The organism is Saccharothrix sp. DSM 118769 (assembly GCF_052936295.1).
Genome location: NZ_CP193627.1, coordinates 4312821 through 4330620 on the forward strand (window position 1 = coordinate 4312821; position 17800 = coordinate 4330620).

The window sequence follows — 17800 nt, forward strand, 5'->3', positions numbered from 1 at the left end:
CGGTGATCTGCTGTGGCGACTGATGGCCGGCAGGAACCACCGCGAGGTCCGCGCCCGCTGGCGTGCTCGCCGCGCCGGTACGGCCGGGCGGACCAACAGCACCGTTCCCGCCGTCCACGACGGACCAGGACACGCGGGCACCGGTCGGCCGGGGCCACCGCGCGGCCCCCGACCTCGACCGGCGACGTGGACGCCCGCAACCTCCGGACACCCGACAACCTCCGGTGCGCCACCCCACGGCGTACCGCTGTGGAAGCCACCCCACCCGGTGCCGCCACAGCAGGAACCGGTACCTCCCGGCGGTACCACGCCGCCGCGTCGGGCTTCCGCGCGACACTCCGCCTTCGACGTGGTCGACGGCGTCCGCGAACCGTCGTGGACGCGGATCCGTCGTCTGGTCGTGGTGGGTGCGATCACCGTGCTGACGGTGTTGGGCGCGGTCGACGTCACCGTCACCCTGCTGGGCTTCGTGCGACCGTCGACAGCGCCCCCCGCGCCCGGGATCACCGACGAGGTGCTCGACGGGGTCGCCGAGGGCGTGGCGGTGGACTACCTGTCCTGGGATGCCCGGGAGCGGGAGCGCCGCGAGCAGGTGCTGCGACGGTGGGCGTTGCCCGACCGCGAGGTCGACGGCTGGGACGGGCAGGGCCGCCAGTCCGCCGACAGCCCCGCCGTGCTGGGCCGCACTCGGCCGGGCGCCGACCAGGCCGTGCTGACCGTGCGGGTACGGATCGTGCCCTACGCCCCGGACGAGCAGGCGGAATCCCAGGACCCGTCATCGACGCAGCCACCCGCGGAGGACCCCGGCACCTCATCGCCCGCCGACGAACCCGGCGTTCCGGCCGCACAGCCCACACCGGCGGACATGCCGGGGTGGCGGGCGCTTCCCGCACGCTGGCTGGTCCTCGCGGTTCCCCTCGCACGGCACGACGGCCGTGTGCTGCTGACCGCGCCTCCCGCTCTGGTCGGCGACCCCGGCACCACACTGCCCGAACCCGTGCCCGCGGTCGAGGCGGTGAACGACGACCGGTTCACCCGCGACACCCGGCAGGCCGTGCAGAGCTTCTTCGAAGCGCTGGCCACCGGCGAGCTGGACTTCGTGCGCGCACCGCGAGCACGGATCCCCCCGCTGCAGAACGCGGCCGTGCTCGTGGAACTGCGGCAGTGGCGCGGCACGCAGCCGCACCCCGGCACACCACCGGAACAGCGCACCGGGGTGGCGAGCGTGGTGTGGCGGATCGCCGAGAACACCGGGCACCTGACCTGCACCTACCGCGTGGGCCTGCACCGCCAGGACGACCGCTGGCTGCTGGCCGGCATCGACATCGACACCGGGAAAGCACCGTGATGAACACCGCGACCACCATCATGACCGCGCTGGACCTGGCGCAGACCCAACCGTTGCAGCAGGTCAACCTCGACGGCATCAAGAACGCGATCTTCGCGCTGCTGGGCGTGCTGCTGATGATCGTGCTCGGCGTGCGCGCCTTCTGGTCCTACATGGAGGACAAACCCGGCAAGATGGTCGCCCAGATCGTCGCCGCGCTGGGGTGCGGGGTGTTCGTGTTCTTCCCGGACACCGCGGAGAACATCCTCAAGGGCGTCATCCAGTCCGTCATCGGCGGCACCGCATGAGACTGCCCACCGACACCGCTCACCTGAAACTCCAGACCCGCCAGTACGAGCTGTTCGGCCGCTCGCTGGGACGTGGCGTCGAACGGCGTGTCCTGCTGATCGCGGCCGCCAGTACCGGCCTGTGGTGGGCGGTGCTCCTGCTGCTGGGCATGCCGATCCTGCACCGCCTGTCCCCGCTGCTGTTCCTGGTGCCGCCGGTGGTGTTCGTGCTCTACGGCACCCGGCGCGACGACACCGGCCGGATGATGCTCGCCGCCTGGCGCGATCGGCTGCTGTTCCACGCGCCGGGACGACGACGGCCGATCGGCAATCCACTGCTGGAACTCGACAACCACCAGTCACAGCCTGTCCGGCTGCTGGTCACCACCCGCCTCGTCACCTCTGTCTCCCACTCCGATCGGGAAGGTGGTGCGTCGTGACGCGCAAGGGACAGCCATCGCGTCGGATCACCGATCCGCCCGCCGCGCCGTTGCTGATCCAGGACGGCGTCGAGGTCACCGACGACGCGGTGTGGACGTGGGCGCAGATCCCGGACGGTTGCACCGAGCTGATGGAAGACGGCGAGCTGGAGGCCGCGACCTGGGCCGCGGCCACCGCGATGCACACGCTGCTGCCGGTCGACGCCGAATACCACCTCAAGATCATGTGGGCGCGGTACTCGCCCGAGGACTACCGCGACAGCTGGACCTCGACGCCCGGTGTTCGCGCGCCGGGCGCGGACTACTACATCGAACTGGGCGCACACCGCATCGCGCGCAACAGCGAGGTCGGACACTTCCGCCGCCGGATCGTGCTGCTGGGCGTCCGCTGGCCCACCCGGGACACCGCCTCGCCGTGGGAACGCCGCCGCCGGGCCGTCGCCTCCCAGCTGCGTTCCCGCGCGGCGATGCTGCGCGACGCCCGCGACCGCGTCGACGAACTGGAGCCCACCGTGCGGCGCTGGTTCAGCCAGCTGCGCGAAAGTCCTCTGAGAGGCGTTCCGGCGTCGGCCGCGACGATCGCGTGGGCCTACGCCCGTGAGCTGCGCCGCACCGCCGACCTCACCCCGGTCGGTGACGACGAGCTGTCTGGTGCGCGGCTGGTGTCGCTCATGCACGGCGAGGTCCTTCCCAGCCCCGACGGCCGCTACGTCACCACCAGGGACGCGGCCACCGACACCACCCGGCACGTGGCGGTGCTCGTGCCCGCCGTCAACGGCTTTCCCGCCGACGAGCTGGAGATCCCCGGCGGGGAGTGGTTGGCGCTGCTGACCGAGCTGACGGACGTGGAAGCGTCGGTGCGCGGGGTCAACCACGGCCGCACCGGATCGCTGGCGCTGCTGCGCACCGGCCGCAAGTGGACCAGGTCGCAGTCCCTGGAGGCCGGTGAGGCGGGTACCGCCCCGCCGGAGGAGGTCGACGAAGCCGAACTCGCCCTCGCCGAACGTGACCGGGAGGTGCGCCGGCGCGTCGACGTGCTGGCGACCTCGCACCCGCGGTGGGTGGTGCACGCCGCGACCGTGGAGGAGCTGACCGACCGCGTCGAGGCGCTGCGCCGCCGCTACACCGGCATCGTCGCCCTCGAACTCGCCCCCAACATCCAGGACCTGCTGTGGAGGGAACTGCTACCGGGCGACCGGGTGCGCGTGCCGGAGTTCGGGCAGGTGCAGCCGATGCGCACCCTGGCCGGATCGTGGTTCCACGGCGGCTCCACGGTCGGCGACACCAGCGGCCCCTACATCGGCGGCAACCTCGGTGCCACGCCCGGACCGGTGCGGCTGCACCTGGTCTCCCGCACCGCCGAGGACCGGCGGATGCCCACCACCATGTCGTTCACCGGCCGTTCCGGGTCGGGCAAGTCGACCGCGGTGATGCTCACGGTGCTCGCCGCGCTGGCCGAGGGCGCCTGGTGCCTGCTGGCCGACCCCAAGGGCGACCTGGCCGGGATCGTGGAGGTCGCCGACCGCGTCCTCGGTGTTCCGGTGCAGGTCATCGACGTCACCGACCCACTGGCGGCCGGGTCGATGGACCCGATGCGGTGGGCACCGACCGCCGACGAGGCCCGCACCCTGACCCTCGACGCCCTGCTCGGCGTCTTGAGCGGCGACGACCGGCGCGGCAACGAGGCGGTGCTGGAAGCGGCGATCGACCGGGTCCTGGCCCGGCCCCGCGAAAGATGGTCGGCCACCGCCGTGATCGGCGAACTCGTCGCCGCCCCCGGCGACACCCCGACCGCACAGGCGGCGCGGACACTGGGGGAGACGCTCTCGGTGCGCTCCCGGCAATCCGACGTGCGCGCCGTGCTGGGCACCCCCGCCGCCAGCGCCGCACCCGTCCTCTCGGGCCGAGGGCTGGTCTACCTGCGACTGGACGGCCTGGGGCTGCCGCAGCCGGGAAGCCTGCCGGAGCAGTGGACGGTGCCGCAGCGCTGCGCGATGACCACCTTCCGAACCTCCACCGCCTACGCACTGATGCAGTCACGCCACGTCCGAGAGCTGATCAAGCTGGTCGCGTTGACCGAGCTGCACCGCATCACCGCCTATCCGGAAGGCCGCTCGCTGGTGCAGTGGCTGGCCCGCACCGGCCGCGCCCTCAAGACCTACCTGCTGCTGGACTCCCAGTCCGCGGTCGAGATGGCCGCCATCGAGGGCCTGGTCGAGCAGTTGGTCATGTCGGCCGCGTTCGAGGCGGTGGGGCGGGAGGAACAGCAGGCGCAGGCGATGCTGCTGCACCGGCCCGACGCGGGCCCGCGTTTGCGCCAAGCGCAGGGCATGGTGGGGCCGGGCGAGTGCGTGATGCGCGACCGCCACAACCGGCTCGGCCTGGTGGCCTTCGACCGGCTCACCGAATGGATCGCCGACACCCTGTCCACCGACGCCGCCGAGGACTCCGCCGACCTCTACGCCTACGACACCGACACCGATCCTGCGGGCACCGATCCTGCGGACACCGGCCCCCGCGACAACCGCGAAGGCGACACAGCACCCGACGACACAGCACCCGACGACACAGCACCCGACGAGGCCGTTACCCGGCACGGTGTCGAGAACCGGTCGGCCGACGAGCAGGAGCGTGCGCGGTGATCGCCGTCGCGTCTTCCAGCACGTCGATCGCACGGTGCCGCGCCGGCCGGTTCACGACGGCGGTGTCCCTGGCCGCGCTGGCGGGCCTGACCACGATCGCGGTGACGTGGCCCGAAACGCCACCCTCGGCCCGCGCGGTGCCGCTGAACGTCGCCGATCCGGAGTCGGTGGCGTTGGCCTTCGCGCAGCGTCACCAGGCGCACGACCCGGACGCCTGCCTGCTCGCGACGCCGCGGTGGCGTGCCCGGCTCGGCCGTCACGCACGCTGCCTGCCCACCGAGGGCCGGCCACGACCGGAGGTCCGGGTGCTCAGTGCGAGCAGGACCGCCGAGTCCGCGATGGCGGTGATCGCGGTCCGGGCGCACGACCAGGTACTCCGGCAGATCACGGTCAGCCTCGTGCGGGTCGAGGACCGGTGGCTGGTCGACTCGATGGCACCTACGCCCGTGGAGGCGCGATGAGCAGCCACGTCATACCCGCTCGCCTCTCCAACTTCATGCGCGGCACGGGCCGGTACGCGCTGCTGCTGGTGGTGCTGGTGCGCGAGCGCGCCCCGCGGCCGCTGCGGTGGCTGTGGAACCGGCCCGAGCGCATGCTGACCCTGGCCTGGCTGGTGGGGCTGCTCATCGCCGGGCATACGCCCACCGCGGTGGCCGACGACGTGATCACCGGCCCGGACCTGGCCGGCAGTGGCCCGAAGACGCTGTTCGAGACCTACTCGTTCTCCGACTACGGCATCACCGTCAAGCCCGACGATTCGGCGTCGGGCTGGCTGGATGTCGCGCTGCCGGTGTACCAGATCATGGGCGTGATCACGCTGCTGCTGATGTGGCTCGTGCTCGGCGTGCTGGAAGGCGCGCTGACCCTGCTGGAGTGGCTGCTCAACCTCACCGTCTACGCCGAGTCCAGCGACAGGATCGACCAGGCGGTGAACTCGGTCGCCCACCACGTGTTCTGGCCGCTGATCACGGCCACCGTCGCGATCGGCGCGGTCATGACCTACGCCCGCTGGCGCGGCGAAGGCCGCGGCTTCGCCACCGACCTGGGCTGGGTCATCGCCACCGCCGCCACCGCGATGCTGTTCGCCTCCGGCCCGTCCACCGTGATGACCACCGTCGACGGGGTGCGGCAGCAGATCGCCGACGGCGTCATCGCCAGCTCCACCCGGTTCGTGGCCGACACGAACAACCCCACCGGATTCCCGGCTCCGCCCATCGGCGACGGCAGCCCGCACGCGGGCACGCGTCGGCTCGTCGACAGCATGTGGTCCCACTTCGGCGCCACACCCTGGTGCCTGGCGCACTTCAACTCCCTCGACGTGTGCGGCAAGGCAGGTCACCACGCGTTGGCCAACGACGACACGTGGAAGCGGTGGATGGAGATCCTCGACGAGCAGGGCACCGTGGAGGAGTTCGGCCCCCACGGCGACTACATCCGCGGCCAGGACCCGGCCCGGCTGGGCATCGTGCTGCTGCTCGCCCTGCTGGTGCTGCCCCTGGCGCTGCTGCTGATCCGCCTGGTCATCGCCGGGCTCAACGCCTCCGTCGGGCTGCTGCTCGCCCTGGTCGCCGGGCTGGTGTTCCTCACGCTGTGGCCGATACCCGGCTGGCCACGCGCGACCGGCACCCGCTACCTCGTCCACACCCTCGGCCGCAGCCTCCAAGCCCTGACCATCACCACGACGGTCTCCGGGGTGACCGTCACCTCCACGATCATCGTCAGCCTCGTCGGCCGGCACGGGTTCTTCATCGTCACCATGCTCACCATCGCCCTGATGACCTCGGCGGTGCAGATGCAGTCCTGGGTCGACTCCCTCACCGGCGGCGAAGGCGCCCGCACGATGGGCGTCGGCTCCGCGCTGATCACCCGATCGGTGGCACGCACGGCGGTCAAGACGTTCGGCGGCGTCGCCCGCGTCGCGGCCGGCGCGGCACGCGTGGCCGGTGGAGCGGCGATCGGCGGAGTCGGCCTGGCCGCCGCCGCGACCCGCGCGGCCGGTAACCGGCTCACGTCACAGGCGGGCACGGCGGCGGACATCGACCGCGGACCGGTCGAGGCGACCGCCAGCCGCGTCACGCCGCCCACCACAGTGCAGCCCTACGCGCAGGGCCCGGGAAGACGACGAACACGCCCGCACGGCACCGGTCCCGACACCGCGATCACCTCCGGTCCCGGCCTGGTGGTGCGGCCGAAGCCGGGCCCGCGCCCCGACCCGGACGCGCGACCGGGCGCGACGTTCGACGCCGAACGGGCCACCGCGGTCGGCCCCCGCCGCTGGGTCGCACCACCCGGCGGAACCGGCACCGAACAGGCCACCGGCGACACGCGCCGGGTCTGGGTCGTCCCACCCGGCGGACGCGGACTCGCGCCACCGGACAAGACCCCGCCACCGCCCGCCCGCAGTCGTCGTGGTGTCCACCAGATCAGCACCGGACGCCCGCGACCGCCCCGGCAGGTGAAGCAGGACGGTCCGGACGCGGCCCGGCCACCACGACCACGTCGAGCGCCCGGACGCCGACCCGACGACACCGACCCCGGCTGACCAGCGAAAGGAGACTCGCACCGATGGCACATCCCGACCCGGCACGCCACGACTCCGAGCCGCGCGCAACCACGCCGCCCCTCCCCGCCGATCGGCTCGACGACGAGGCCGATCGCCCGGCGCAGGTGGCACGACAGGTGCGCCGCGCGCTGTGGGGGAGTGACCTGCTCGGTCCCCGACCCGGCTGGTGGCCGTGGGGCGCGGGTGCCCGCGCCCGAGCACAGCGGCGGCGCGAGCTGCGCGACCTCGGCGCGCGACGGCGCGGCGAGCTGCACCGCCGGTTCAACCACGACCACGGCGGTGACGCCGTGCGCGCGCCGTGGCGGCCCGTGCCGACCCGCCGGAACATCGCGGCCCTCGCCGCAGTGGCCGCCGTGATCGCCACGGTGGTGGCCATAGCCTGGTCGAGGGGCGATGAGCCAGGCGCACCCCGCGAGCGTCCAGGTGAGCAGCGTGGCGAAGCGGCACCCACCGAGGTCGCGTCCACCACCTCGACGGCACCGACGAACACCGCCTCCGGCACGTCGTCGTCCACCTGGTCGTTGCCGGAGCAACCGCCCATCCCGCCCTCGGGCGTCGCACCCGCAGAAGCCCGGCCCCGGACCGCGACAGACCCCGCGACGATCGCCGTGATCACCGCCCCACCGGGCCCACCAGCACGCCACGAACTGGCCGATCCGCAGGACACGGCAGGGGCCTGGCTGTCCTGGTGGTGCCCGTTCAGCACCAGCGAAGATCAGTTCGGCGACGCCGAACGGCGAGCACAACCGGCGATGACCGACGCCGCCTGGTCACTGTTCGACCCCGCCGGTGACGAACAGGCCGCGCGCAGCTGGGAGCAGGCCACCGCCGCCGGAGAAACCGGCAGGTGCTCCGCGCCCGTCGCCCAGGTCGTGCCCAGCGCACCCCGCACCCCGCAGCGGGTCGTGGTGCGGGTCGCCGCCGACCGGGTGGTCACCACCGCCGCAGGGGCCCGCTACGTCGAGCCGGTGTCCTCGACCCGGATCGTGCTGCGCCAGGCCGACGGCACGTGGCGGGTCGACCTGGCCGCGGTCGGTGGTTGAGGGCCATGGTCAAGGGCCTTCTCGGCGGCGCAGCCGCCCTGGTCAGCCTGCTGATACTGGTCGCGCTGCTCAGCGCCGGCGCGCAGGACGCATCGGCGACCCCGCCCCGCGGTGGCTGCACCGTCACCACCCCACCCGCCGGTCAGGCGAGCGGGCAGACAACCGCTCCGAGCGAGCAGGTGGAAGCCACGCTGACCGCCGATCAGATGGCCGTCGCGCGCACCATCGTCGCCGTCGGCAAAGGACTCGGGGTGACACGGCGCGGCACCGCGATCGCCCTGGCCACGGCCATGCAGGAGTCGACGCTGGACCCGAACGCGGTCAGCGGACGCAGCCTCGGGCTGTTCCAGCAGCAGGGCTCGCTGTACGCAGGCGTCAACCGAACCGATCCGGCCGACACCGCCAGGGCGTTCTACGAGCAACTCCTCGCGCGGGTTCCGAACTACGACGACCCGGCGGTGACACCGGCCGACGCGGCACAGACCGTGCAGGCATCCGGCGCCGGAGCCTCCTGGTACGCCCGCTGGGAACAGTGGGCTCTCGCGCTGGCCACCCAGCTCTACAACGGCACCCCCGCCCAAGACGGCAACGACGGAGCCGAGGGCATCGTGTGCGCACCGGGCGGCGGGTCCGGGCCGATCAGCGTGATGGTCAGCGGCACCACGATCACCCTGCCTCCCGAGGCCGGGATCCTCGGCACGCTCACCATGCCCCACGAACAAGCCACCACGGTGGTGGCCGCGGCGTTGAGCTACCTGGGCACCCGCTACTCCTGGGGCGGCGGCAACACCGGCGGCCCCACCATCGGCATCCGCGACGGCGGCGTCGCCGACGCCCACGGCGACTACGCCACGGTGGGCTTCGACTGCTCCGGCCTCATGGTCTACGCCTTCGCCCAAGTCGGCATCACCCTGCCCCGGGTCTCGCAGGACCAGCAACGGTTCGGCCGCCCACTGCCCTGGGAGCAGGCCCAACCCGGAGACCTGCTGTTCTGGGGACGCCCGGCCACCCACGTGGCGCTCTACCTCGGCGCGCTCCAGGGCGTGCACTACATGGTCGAGGCACCCCAGAGCGGCGACGTCGTCAAGATCAGCCTCGTGCGCACCCGCGCGGGATTCGACTCGACCGTGGTGCGTGCATGGTGATCCTTCGACGACACAGCACCACGCTGGAGCAGCGCCGCCGCCGCACCGCAGGCCTGCTGCTCGCCCTGGCCGGCGCGCTGCTGACCGTGTGGCTGGCAGCGGGTCTGCTCGCCGTGCTCGACGGACAGGGCTGGCACCCGCCCAGCCTCCAACTGCACTCACCAGTCCACGGTGACAGGGACGATGGGCTGCTGGGATTGCCGACCTACCGCCCCCCGTCCTCGACCGTCACCGTTCCCGAGCCGAACCCGGCTTCATCTTCTGAGGAAGACGGGGCATGGTGGCCGGTGACCGTCCACTGGCCGGTGCACCCGCTGTGGCCGGCGGCTGCCGCTGTACCGCTGTGGGCGGCATGGCTGGCGTTCGTGGTCGCGCCCGTGGCCGGGTACCGCCGCGAAGGGTTGGCCAGCACCCGCGAGGTCCGGCGCACGCTCGGCCGTCGCCAGGCGCGCGGCAAGGGGCGGGTGACCTGGCCACGAAGCCGATGGTGGACCCGACTGGCCATGCCCACCGCCGCGTTCGGCTACCGACTGGGCCGCCCCCTGCGGCCGTGGGCGCCGTGGGTGCCGCTGTGGGCGCACTTCGAGCACAACGTCCGCATCCTCGGCCGCACCGGCTGGGGCAAGACCCTGCGCCTGCTCATCCCCATCATCCGCGACCTGCCCGGCCCGGCGATGGTGCTGAGCATCGAACCCGCCGTGTTCACCCACACCGTGCTCGCCCGCCGCCACCGGCCCACCCGCCCCCTACGGGCACCACTGCGATGGTCGCCCCGCCACCGCCGAACCCGCGAGTACCCGGTCGCCGCGGTGGACTTCTCCGACCCGGCCAACCGGTTCACCGCCGGATTCCCCCAGGTCCGCTGGAACCCCGTCCACGGGTGCGCCGACTTCGCCGTGGCCACCCGCCGCGCCCACGCCCTGGTCGCCGGCTCCGACACCGCGGGCACCCAGCGGCGCGGCAGCGACGACGACACCTTCTTCCGCAACTCCGCCGCCGAGGTCCTGGCCGCGTGGCTGTACGCGGCGGCGCTGGGCGGCTACGGCCTCGACGAAATCACCCAGTGGCTCTCCGACACCCAACACACCACCCCACGCCGCGTGCTCGCCGAACACCCGCACACCGACCGCACCGCCCTGCTCGCGCTCACCACCCACCTGAGCACCCGCGCCGACCGCACCACCTCCGGCGTCGAGCGCTACCTCGCCCTCACCATCAACGCACTGATCAGCCGCGAAGGACGCGCCTTCTGCGACATCAACCCGGATGAATCGTTCGACATGGCCGGGTTCGTCCGCGACGGCGGCACCGTCTACGTGCTGGCCGACCCCGACCGCGTCCACCGGGTACGCCCGCTGCTATCGCTGTTCACCGCCGAGATGTTCATCGCCGCCCGCACCGCCGCACTCGCCCACCCAGGTGGCAGGCTGCCCGTGCCGTTCGTCGCCGTGCTCGACGAACTACGGCACAGCGTCGTGGTGCCCAACCTGCCCTACGTCGGCAACACCATGCGCAAACACGGCATCCACTACCTCTACTCGGTGCAGAGCAGCAGCCAGGAAGACGAGCTCTACGGCCCCCAAGCCGACGCCCTGCGCGCCTCGGCCAGCGTCACCGTCGTCGGCGGACTGGACATGACCGTCGCCCCGGAACTGACCACCCGAGCCGGCAACGCGGCGCTCGTCGAACGAGCCCGTGAACGGGGCAGCGATCAGGTCAGCCGGGTGGACAGCCTGCCGGTGTCGGAACAACAACGCTTGGCCGACGGTCGCGCGGTGATCGCCCCACGCGGGGCAGGGCTGTTCGTGGCCTCCGCACCCACGATCTACCAACGCCGCGCGCTGCGTTACCGCATCCGTCGCGAGGTCGCCGCAGTCGATGCAATCGTCCAGGAGGCAAACAGTCGCGAACACAGCCGCCGCCGCGGAGCTGCGGCCGCTGCCGCCGTGCGAGCCACCTTCACCCCTCCCGGAGGCGTCCAACCGTGAACGACCAGTCGATCGATGCCACCTCAGCGGCCACCGAACCGTCCGCCGAGCACGACGTGGCGATGCTGCTGGCGCTCCTGGAAGCCGAACCCACTGCTATTCGACGCACACCGTGGACGTGGGCCGCGCTGTCGAAGAAGGAGACCGCAGCGCTGCGACGGACCGTGCAGCGGTGGGTGGCCAACTACAACGCTGTCCACGCCGTGTCCAGCCGCGAACTCATCCCCGACTGCTGGGAACTGCACCCCGGCCTCGCACACGACCTCGCGGTCATGGTGTGGGTCTACTACGACAGTCACCACGACCTTCGAAGCACACCGCTGATGGCCGGCGACTATCACCTGCGCTACCTGCCCGGCTTTCGATCGCGGCTGAACCATCTGCTGGGCAGCGACCCTGCCAGCTGCCGCGCGGGCGCGCACCCCGCCTCTTGGCGCACCACCCCTGGCGAGACCCGTCACCCAGTCGATCCCCATCAGCTTGTGGAAGCCGACGAGAGAAACACGGCGTTGCACTTCTCATTCGGCTTCACCGCCGACCACGGATTGATCAATGCGGAGTTGCCTTCACCAGGCATCCAGTGAGCTGCTGGCCGCTGACCGGACCGCCGAGCACAGGGCAGTACTCAACACGCCCAGGCGGCTGGCATGCCAGCCGTCCGCTAGGTCAGGGTCAAACGAGTGGCTCTGGCCCGTAGTCGCGCCCGTGACTGCACCGGGCCAGGAGGACCGTGCTGGACATGACGAGGGAGTCGCTGTCCTACACGTCGGTCGACGGACCGGATCGGATCGTCGTCGCGCTGTCGACCGCGACTGCTCCCGTCGAGGTACGCGTGCCCTGCGCGTGCGCCGTCCTGCACGGCTGCGCGACGGTGGAGTAGGCGGCAAACCCAGGAGCGCGGGCAAGTCTCGAAGCGAAGGGACGGGCCGTTCTCTCCGCCTGACACCGACCGGCGAACTCTCGCCGATGCGCTCGAATTCCGGCGGTAGCCGAGTCGCCGCGACGACGGCAGGTCGCCGTTGAGGCGGAGCGGCCGGTTGCCCACGTGATCACTCGGCGGACGTGGCGGGCCGGGAAGTAGCCGGGACGGGGAACGGCTGGTGTCGGCGATGGCGCGAACAGACGCGAGCGAGCCGGGTACAGCGCATCCGACGGGCTACAACCGGTAATCACCCGATCAGCCTGGCCCTGCCTGCGTACGAGCCGGGATATCAACCGTCGGGTTCTGTCACTGATTGCGTGATCAACTTGTTGGGCTGGTCGACGCTGCGTGCCGTGCGCCTGCGATCATGGTCGGGGGGTGATCGCGACTGGTTGGCAGCCCTGCTGCCGCACCTCGCCAGCGTGGTGGTCGAACGGGTCGAGCGGACCTCCGCAGGCGTGCAGGTTTGGGCGTGCACGACACTGAGGGCTGCCGCTTGCCGTCCTGTGGTGTGCGGTCGAGTCGGGTGCACAGCCGCTATGACCGGAAACGGGTGCGCCGGTTCTTCTTGGCGAGAGCGCGGTCGGGACAAGAGCTCGGAATGGCCTATGAGGGTGCTCATGTTCCGCTGGCTCGCCGACGGGCGCGGCATGCATCTGGAACCAGCAGCACCTACTCCATGCGCTACGCCACTGCGAGCACTTCTACAACACCCACCGGCCCCGTCAATGTCCGACCTTTGCAGCCACTGCCACAACTGGCCACCGATCAAGCAACCATCACCCACCTCAACATCTGCCGACGGCGCGACTGGGAGGCATTCTCAACGAGTACTACCACGCCGCCTGAACTGCACGGACGACATTTTCGGCAAGCACAGGGGTGTCAGAATTCCGCCAGGTACCGCGACCTTGACACTCGACCGGCGGTGAAGATCAAACTGAACATGTTCGAGAGGTTCGGCTGAGTGTCTTAAACACGTTCAGAATTGACGGTGATTCCCCTGTCTTCGATCGGCGGAGTCCCACGTCACAGACATGGACTGAGTTTTCGGCATGTACACGTGACGCCGTCGTAGTCGATTCGCACCAGCCACGGCGGACGCTCCCAGAAGCTAGTGCATGAGGCGATCACGCCAGATCGAGTGCAGTCGAACCAGAACGATCCCCGTGCGCGGCCACGACCCAGTCCATCAGCTGCGGTGTTGGCCTCGACGGCCCGCCAGAGCGCCGTGCTGTCCCTGCCGTTGGCCGACCGCCACGCCGTGTTCGCACGGCATGGCGGCGTGATGGTCCAGTAGACTCCTCCGGAAGCTTCGAAGGGGGTGGAAGCCAGTATGCCGCGCCTGCCCATGCCACCGTCTCCGGCCGTATTGCAAGCAGGTCTGCGCCGCACCGAGGACATCGTGGCGGTGCACCGGGCGACCCGGCTGGTACGAGTCTTCCACGTCAAGGGCATGCACCCCCAGCGCTGGAATTCGTTCCGCTATACCGGTCCGCTGCCGCATGCGGCTTTTGACCCGCAGCCGCTGGGTGAGGGAGGCGCGCCGACGACGTCGTCCGAGCACGGGGTCCTCTACTTCTCGCTCTCGGTTCGCACGTCGATCGCCGAGGTTTTCCAGTCCGTGCCGGTGGTGGACCGCAGGACCCGCAGCCCCTTCCTGGTGGTGGTGCGGCCTCGCCGGACCTTGCGTCTGCTCGACCTGGCCGGTTTGTGGCCGACCAGGGTCGGGGCGTCGCAGGAGATCTCCTCGGGACCATCGAGCCACACGCACGCGTGGGCGCGGGCGATCCGCACGGCCTACCCCGAACTCGACGGCCTCTGGTACCGGTCGTCGATGGACTCGGGTGCGCCGTTGATCTGCCTGTGGGACCCGCCGGCGGCATCTGCTCTCCCATCCTTTCCGGATGTGCTGCTGCCCTTGGAGCACCCAGGCCTGGACCTGCCGCTGGAGCGGGTCTGCGAGGAACTCAACTACACGCTGCTCAGCTGACGCGCGAAAGGGAGTCACGTCGTGGACCAACCGTCACCACGCCGGGTACGACTGATCCGCTCGCCCGTAGCGCGGCTACTGATCCCAATCGGCTCGGCGGTGCTGCAGGCCGCTGTTTCGATCGTGGTCAACGTGCTGACCGACGACTGGTACTGGTTGTGGTGGACCCTGCTGTCGGTGCTGGTGGTGGCCAACGTCGTGTTGTTGACGTGGACCACGCCCGCCGTGCCTCGGCCGACGGTGTCCGCGTCGGGCGCCGGTTCCGTCGTGGCTGGCGGTTCGATCCGCGGCACGACCACCACGCGGGTACGCGGGCCCAACACGGCCGCGCCCCTCGGGGTCTCGGACGTGGAGGCTCGCGGCAGCGGGTCGGTGGCGGCGGGCGGCGACATCGACGGCGACACGTCCACCGACGTGGGGTAGGCGTGATGAGCAGGCGTTCGGTGTCGTCGAGCGGTGCTGGCTCGATCAGCGCTGGCCGCGACATCACTGGCGACGTCACCACCTATGTCGGCGGGCCGCCGGGCACGCCGCTGCGACTGGCCGTGCAACCCGTGGAGAAGGTATTCGACCTGGTCAGGGTAGATGACTTCACCGGCAGGCGGTGGCTGGTCGACCAGTACGACGAATTCGCCGGGAACCACCGCAGCGGCTACTTCCTCATCGAGGCCGACGCAGGCCTGGGTAAGACCAGCTTCGCGGCCTGGTTAGTCGCCCGGCGCGGCTATCCTGGGCACTTCACCCGTCTACCGGGAGGACGGGATCGCCGCGCGGCGCTACGCAACCTCGGCACCCGGTTGATCGTGGACCTCGATCTGTTCCCGGACATCGAGCAGCGGTTCATGGTGCCCGACCTCGACCGCACCCTCGTGCCGGAGTGGGTGGACGACCCGGCGAGCTTCGCCGCGTTGCTGGACCTCGCGGCCGATAAAGCGATGTCGCGCGAGCACACGATCACGCTGGTCGTGGACGGTCTGGACGAGGAGCAGCCGCACACCACGCCGGTGCCGCTCGGCCTGCCCGCCCACCTGCCGACCGGCGTGCACGTCGTCGCCACCTGTCGCACCGGCACGACGCTGGAACTGGACCAAACCGTCTGCCGGGTCGCGCCGATCACCGCCGAGGACCCGCGCAACCTGGCCGACATGCGCGAATACCTAGCCATCGCGTCCGTACGGCCGGGCCTTGCCCAGCGACTGTACGAGCACGGAATGCAGTCCGAGGACTTCGTCGAGCGGATCACCGCGCAGTGCGGTGGCGTGTGGATCTACCTGTCCTCCCTGCTGCCCGACATCGCCGCTGGCGAGCTGGACCTCGGCGACCTGCGCCGACTACCCCCGCGCTTGTCTCAGTACTTCGCGGCCAACCTCGCCCGCCGAACCCGGGACCCGCATTGGACGTCGCAGGACCTGCCGGTGCTCGGCACGCTCGCCGCCGCGTTCGAGGCTGTGGGCTTGCCTATGCTCAGCGAGGTGACCGGCGTGAGCCGGGAGTCGGTGGGAGAGGTGTGCTGGCGGCGGTACCGGGCCTTCCTCCGCGTCACGCGCACGGGCGGGATGCGGCGGTTCGCCGTCTACCACCGCAGCCTCAACGAGTTCATGTCCGGTGAGGTGCCGGACGACCCGGCGCTGTCGGTGGCGACCCTCGACCTCATGGACGAGTTGTCCGAGCACGTCTCCGGGGCGCACCGGCGCATCGCGGACTTCTACCTAGCCCGACTGGATGTGGACCCGGCCGCATGGGCGAGCCTGCACAGCGGTTACGGAACCCGCCACCTCATCAGGCACCTGCGGATGGCGGGCCGACACCAGGACATCCGGCGAGTGCTGTACCCGGTCGAGAGCCGATGGGAGCTTTGGCGCGCTGTCGACGCCGACGCTTACACGCAGGACGTCGTGTCCGAGATCGAGGCCGCCCGACGACGGACCGACCAGGACACCGAACTGCGCCGCGACTCGGAGTCGCTGCGGTTCGAGGTGGCGGCGGCGTTGTTCCTCGCCGGGCAGGCGGTCGAGCCGGGCACCGGGTTCGTGGACCTGCTGGAGCCATTGCTGAAGTTCGGGGTGTGGCGCACAGGCACCGCGATACGTCACGTGCTGGCCATCGAGAATCCGACGCTGCTGGCCAGAAGCCTGCTGGCCGTAGTTCCCCTCGCCGCGCCCGAGGAGCGGCCCACCTTACTGACCCACGCGCACCGGGCCGCCGAGTCTATCCGCAACCCGGTCGACCAGGTTTTCGTGCAGGCCGAGTTGCTCGCTTACTCCCCTTCGGACGTCTTCCGTCTGGCCGAGCAGGCACGTGAACTGCCCGACCCCGTCGAAGCGGCGACGGCCCTGCTGGCGTTGCTACCCCACGGCGGCCATTCCCTCTATACCGAGGCCCTGTCCCTGCTCCGCCAGGGCGAGGACCCGCTTCTCCGAGCTGCGGCACTGGTGGAGGCGGCGCGCTTCGCCTCGCCGGAGGACGTGGAGACCCTCGCCCGCGAGGCACTGTCACTGGCGGCTTCGAGCTCCTTGACCGACATCTTGGTCGCCTGGGAGGTGCCTGACGTGGACCACCACGCGATGTTCGCGGCAGACCTGTTGGCTCTGGCCCCGAGTCGCCTGCGCGAGTCCCTCTGGCACACCCTGTACACCTTGGATGTGCCGGAAACCTATGAAGGCGTACGCCGCCTCACCCTCCTCGCCACCAACGCGCCAACCTCTGCTACCAGCCGCCACTTGGAACACCGGGCCCTCGCGCTGGCCCGAACCCTCCCCGATCGTCTGGTCACTGCCCATGCGCTGATGACGGTCTATGAAGCCCTTCCGGCATGAGACACACCGCGCACACTTCCTCCTGGCCAGCACGATGGTCACTCTGCGACCGTGTGGAAGGGGATCAGCCCGTGACCTCGGACATGGATGAGGTGGTGAGCGTGGACGTGAGCAGCATGCTGTTCGTGGTCCCGTGCGGAGGGGCGAAGCTTGCCCGGCCGAGCCCCGCGCGGAGCCTCTACACAGGGAGGATGTTCCGGTTGTGCCTCGACGTGGTCGAGGAGGAGGCCGAGCTGGCCCGCGACGCGGGCCACAGTGTGGCGGTGCGGATCCTGTCGGCGCGACACGGCCTGCTCGACCTGGATACGCTCGTCGAACCCTACGACCGGACGATGACCGACCGGGACGCGGTGTCGGCGGCGGTCGTGGCCGACCAGCTGACGCCGTCGGCCGAGGCAGGTGGCATCGACGTCCACGCCTTCCTCTTCCGCCCCTACCTCGCCAAGCTACGGGCCGCCCATGAGTTGCTCGAACGACGCGGCCACCGCATCCACGTCCACGACCACTACCTGGGCACCCGCGGCATCGGCTACCAACGGCAGGTCCTGTCCACACTTCGCTCGACCCGCGGCACCCACGACCCTCACGCGCCCTGGCGCCACCCGGTTCCGCACCGATAGCCGCTCCCGGCTCC

Annotated in this window: 15 protein-coding genes; all 15 read left to right on the forward strand. The window is 70.9% G+C overall.

Annotation, left to right across the window (positions count from 1 at the left end):
• Positions 1-418 precede the first annotated feature (418 nt).
• The 15 genes from ACRAKJ_RS18845 (at position 419) to ACRAKJ_RS18915 (ending at position 17786) form a co-directional block, all read left to right on the forward strand.
• Complete coding sequence (locus tag ACRAKJ_RS18845; protein ID WP_447009059.1) at positions 419-1348, forward strand: hypothetical protein; 930 nt, start codon at positions 419-421, stop codon at positions 1346-1348.
• The gene (locus tag ACRAKJ_RS18850) at positions 1348-1635 is read left to right on the forward strand and encodes a hypothetical protein (RefSeq protein WP_438923382.1); all 288 of its coding nucleotides are present in this window, start codon (positions 1348-1350) and stop codon (positions 1633-1635) included. Before ACRAKJ_RS18845 ends, ACRAKJ_RS18850 begins: the two co-directional genes overlap by 1 nt.
• Positions 1632-2054 carry a hypothetical protein gene (locus ACRAKJ_RS18855; protein WP_438923381.1) on the forward strand — a complete coding sequence of 141 codons (423 nt, stop codon included), beginning with the start codon at positions 1632-1634 and terminating at the stop codon, positions 2052-2054. Before ACRAKJ_RS18850 ends, ACRAKJ_RS18855 begins: the two co-directional genes overlap by 4 nt.
• Positions 2051-4696: an ATP-binding protein gene (locus tag ACRAKJ_RS18860; RefSeq protein WP_438923380.1), complete on the forward strand. Its 2646-nt coding sequence runs from the start codon at positions 2051-2053 to the stop codon at positions 4694-4696. The genes ACRAKJ_RS18855 and ACRAKJ_RS18860 overlap by 4 nt, the downstream gene beginning before the upstream one ends.
• Positions 4693-5157 (forward strand): hypothetical protein, encoded by a 465-nt coding sequence (locus ACRAKJ_RS18865; RefSeq protein ID WP_438923379.1) that lies wholly within the window; start codon positions 4693-4695, stop codon positions 5155-5157. Before ACRAKJ_RS18860 ends, ACRAKJ_RS18865 begins: the two co-directional genes overlap by 4 nt.
• On the forward strand, positions 5154-7238 hold the full coding sequence (locus ACRAKJ_RS18870) for a hypothetical protein (protein ID WP_438923378.1): 2085 nt from the start codon (positions 5154-5156) through the stop codon (positions 7236-7238). The genes ACRAKJ_RS18865 and ACRAKJ_RS18870 overlap by 4 nt, the downstream gene beginning before the upstream one ends.
• 23 nt (positions 7239-7261) lie before the next feature.
• Positions 7262-8302 carry a hypothetical protein gene (locus tag ACRAKJ_RS18875; protein WP_438923377.1) on the forward strand — a complete coding sequence of 347 codons (1041 nt, stop codon included), beginning with the start codon at positions 7262-7264 and terminating at the stop codon, positions 8300-8302.
• Between the two features lie 5 nt (positions 8303-8307).
• Positions 8308-9447: an NlpC/P60 family protein gene (locus ACRAKJ_RS18880; protein ID WP_438923376.1), complete on the forward strand. Its 1140-nt coding sequence runs from the start codon at positions 8308-8310 to the stop codon at positions 9445-9447.
• The gene (locus ACRAKJ_RS18885; RefSeq protein WP_438923375.1) at positions 9441-11435 is read left to right on the forward strand and encodes a TraM recognition domain-containing protein; all 1995 of its coding nucleotides are present in this window, start codon (positions 9441-9443) and stop codon (positions 11433-11435) included. Before ACRAKJ_RS18880 ends, ACRAKJ_RS18885 begins: the two co-directional genes overlap by 7 nt.
• Complete coding sequence (locus ACRAKJ_RS18890) at positions 11432-12019, forward strand: hypothetical protein (protein ID WP_438923374.1); 588 nt, start codon at positions 11432-11434, stop codon at positions 12017-12019. Before ACRAKJ_RS18885 ends, ACRAKJ_RS18890 begins: the two co-directional genes overlap by 4 nt.
• Before the next feature lie 155 nt (positions 12020-12174).
• On the forward strand, positions 12175-12315 hold the full coding sequence (locus ACRAKJ_RS18895; protein WP_438923373.1) for a hypothetical protein: 141 nt from the start codon (positions 12175-12177) through the stop codon (positions 12313-12315).
• A 1378-nt stretch (positions 12316-13693) separates the two neighbouring features.
• Positions 13694-14350 (forward strand): RES family NAD+ phosphorylase, encoded by a 657-nt coding sequence (locus tag ACRAKJ_RS18900; protein WP_438923372.1) that lies wholly within the window; start codon positions 13694-13696, stop codon positions 14348-14350.
• 132 nt (positions 14351-14482) lie between these two features.
• Positions 14483-14773 carry a hypothetical protein gene (locus ACRAKJ_RS18905; protein ID WP_438923371.1) on the forward strand — a complete coding sequence of 97 codons (291 nt, stop codon included), beginning with the start codon at positions 14483-14485 and terminating at the stop codon, positions 14771-14773.
• Between the two features lie 5 nt (positions 14774-14778).
• Entirely contained in the window at positions 14779-17166 is a 2388-nt protein-coding gene (locus tag ACRAKJ_RS18910) for a hypothetical protein (RefSeq protein ID WP_438923370.1), read from the forward strand.
• 71 nt (positions 17167-17237) lie between these two features.
• Entirely contained in the window at positions 17238-17786 is a 549-nt protein-coding gene (locus ACRAKJ_RS18915) for a DUF6884 domain-containing protein (RefSeq protein ID WP_438923369.1), read from the forward strand.
• Positions 17787-17800 lie beyond the last annotated feature (14 nt).

Coding starts and splice junctions, on each gene's coding strand:
- ACRAKJ_RS18855 (WP_438923381.1), top strand. CDS start 1,632: ATGAGACTGCCCACCGACACCGCTCACCTGAAACTCCAGACCCGCCAG.
- ACRAKJ_RS18870 (WP_438923378.1), top strand. CDS start 5,154: ATGAGCAGCCACGTCATACCCGCTCGCCTCTCCAACTTCATGCGCGGC.
- ACRAKJ_RS18895 (WP_438923373.1), top strand. CDS start 12,175: ATGACGAGGGAGTCGCTGTCCTACACGTCGGTCGACGGACCGGATCGG.
- ACRAKJ_RS18885 (WP_438923375.1), top strand. CDS start 9,441: ATGGTGATCCTTCGACGACACAGCACCACGCTGGAGCAGCGCCGCCGC.
- ACRAKJ_RS18875 (WP_438923377.1), top strand. CDS start 7,262: ATGGCACATCCCGACCCGGCACGCCACGACTCCGAGCCGCGCGCAACC.
- ACRAKJ_RS18900 (WP_438923372.1), top strand. CDS start 13,694: ATGCCGCGCCTGCCCATGCCACCGTCTCCGGCCGTATTGCAAGCAGGT.
- ACRAKJ_RS18910 (WP_438923370.1), top strand. CDS start 14,779: ATGAGCAGGCGTTCGGTGTCGTCGAGCGGTGCTGGCTCGATCAGCGCT.
- ACRAKJ_RS18880 (WP_438923376.1), top strand. CDS start 8,308: ATGGTCAAGGGCCTTCTCGGCGGCGCAGCCGCCCTGGTCAGCCTGCTG.
- ACRAKJ_RS18850 (WP_438923382.1), top strand. CDS start 1,348: ATGAACACCGCGACCACCATCATGACCGCGCTGGACCTGGCGCAGACC.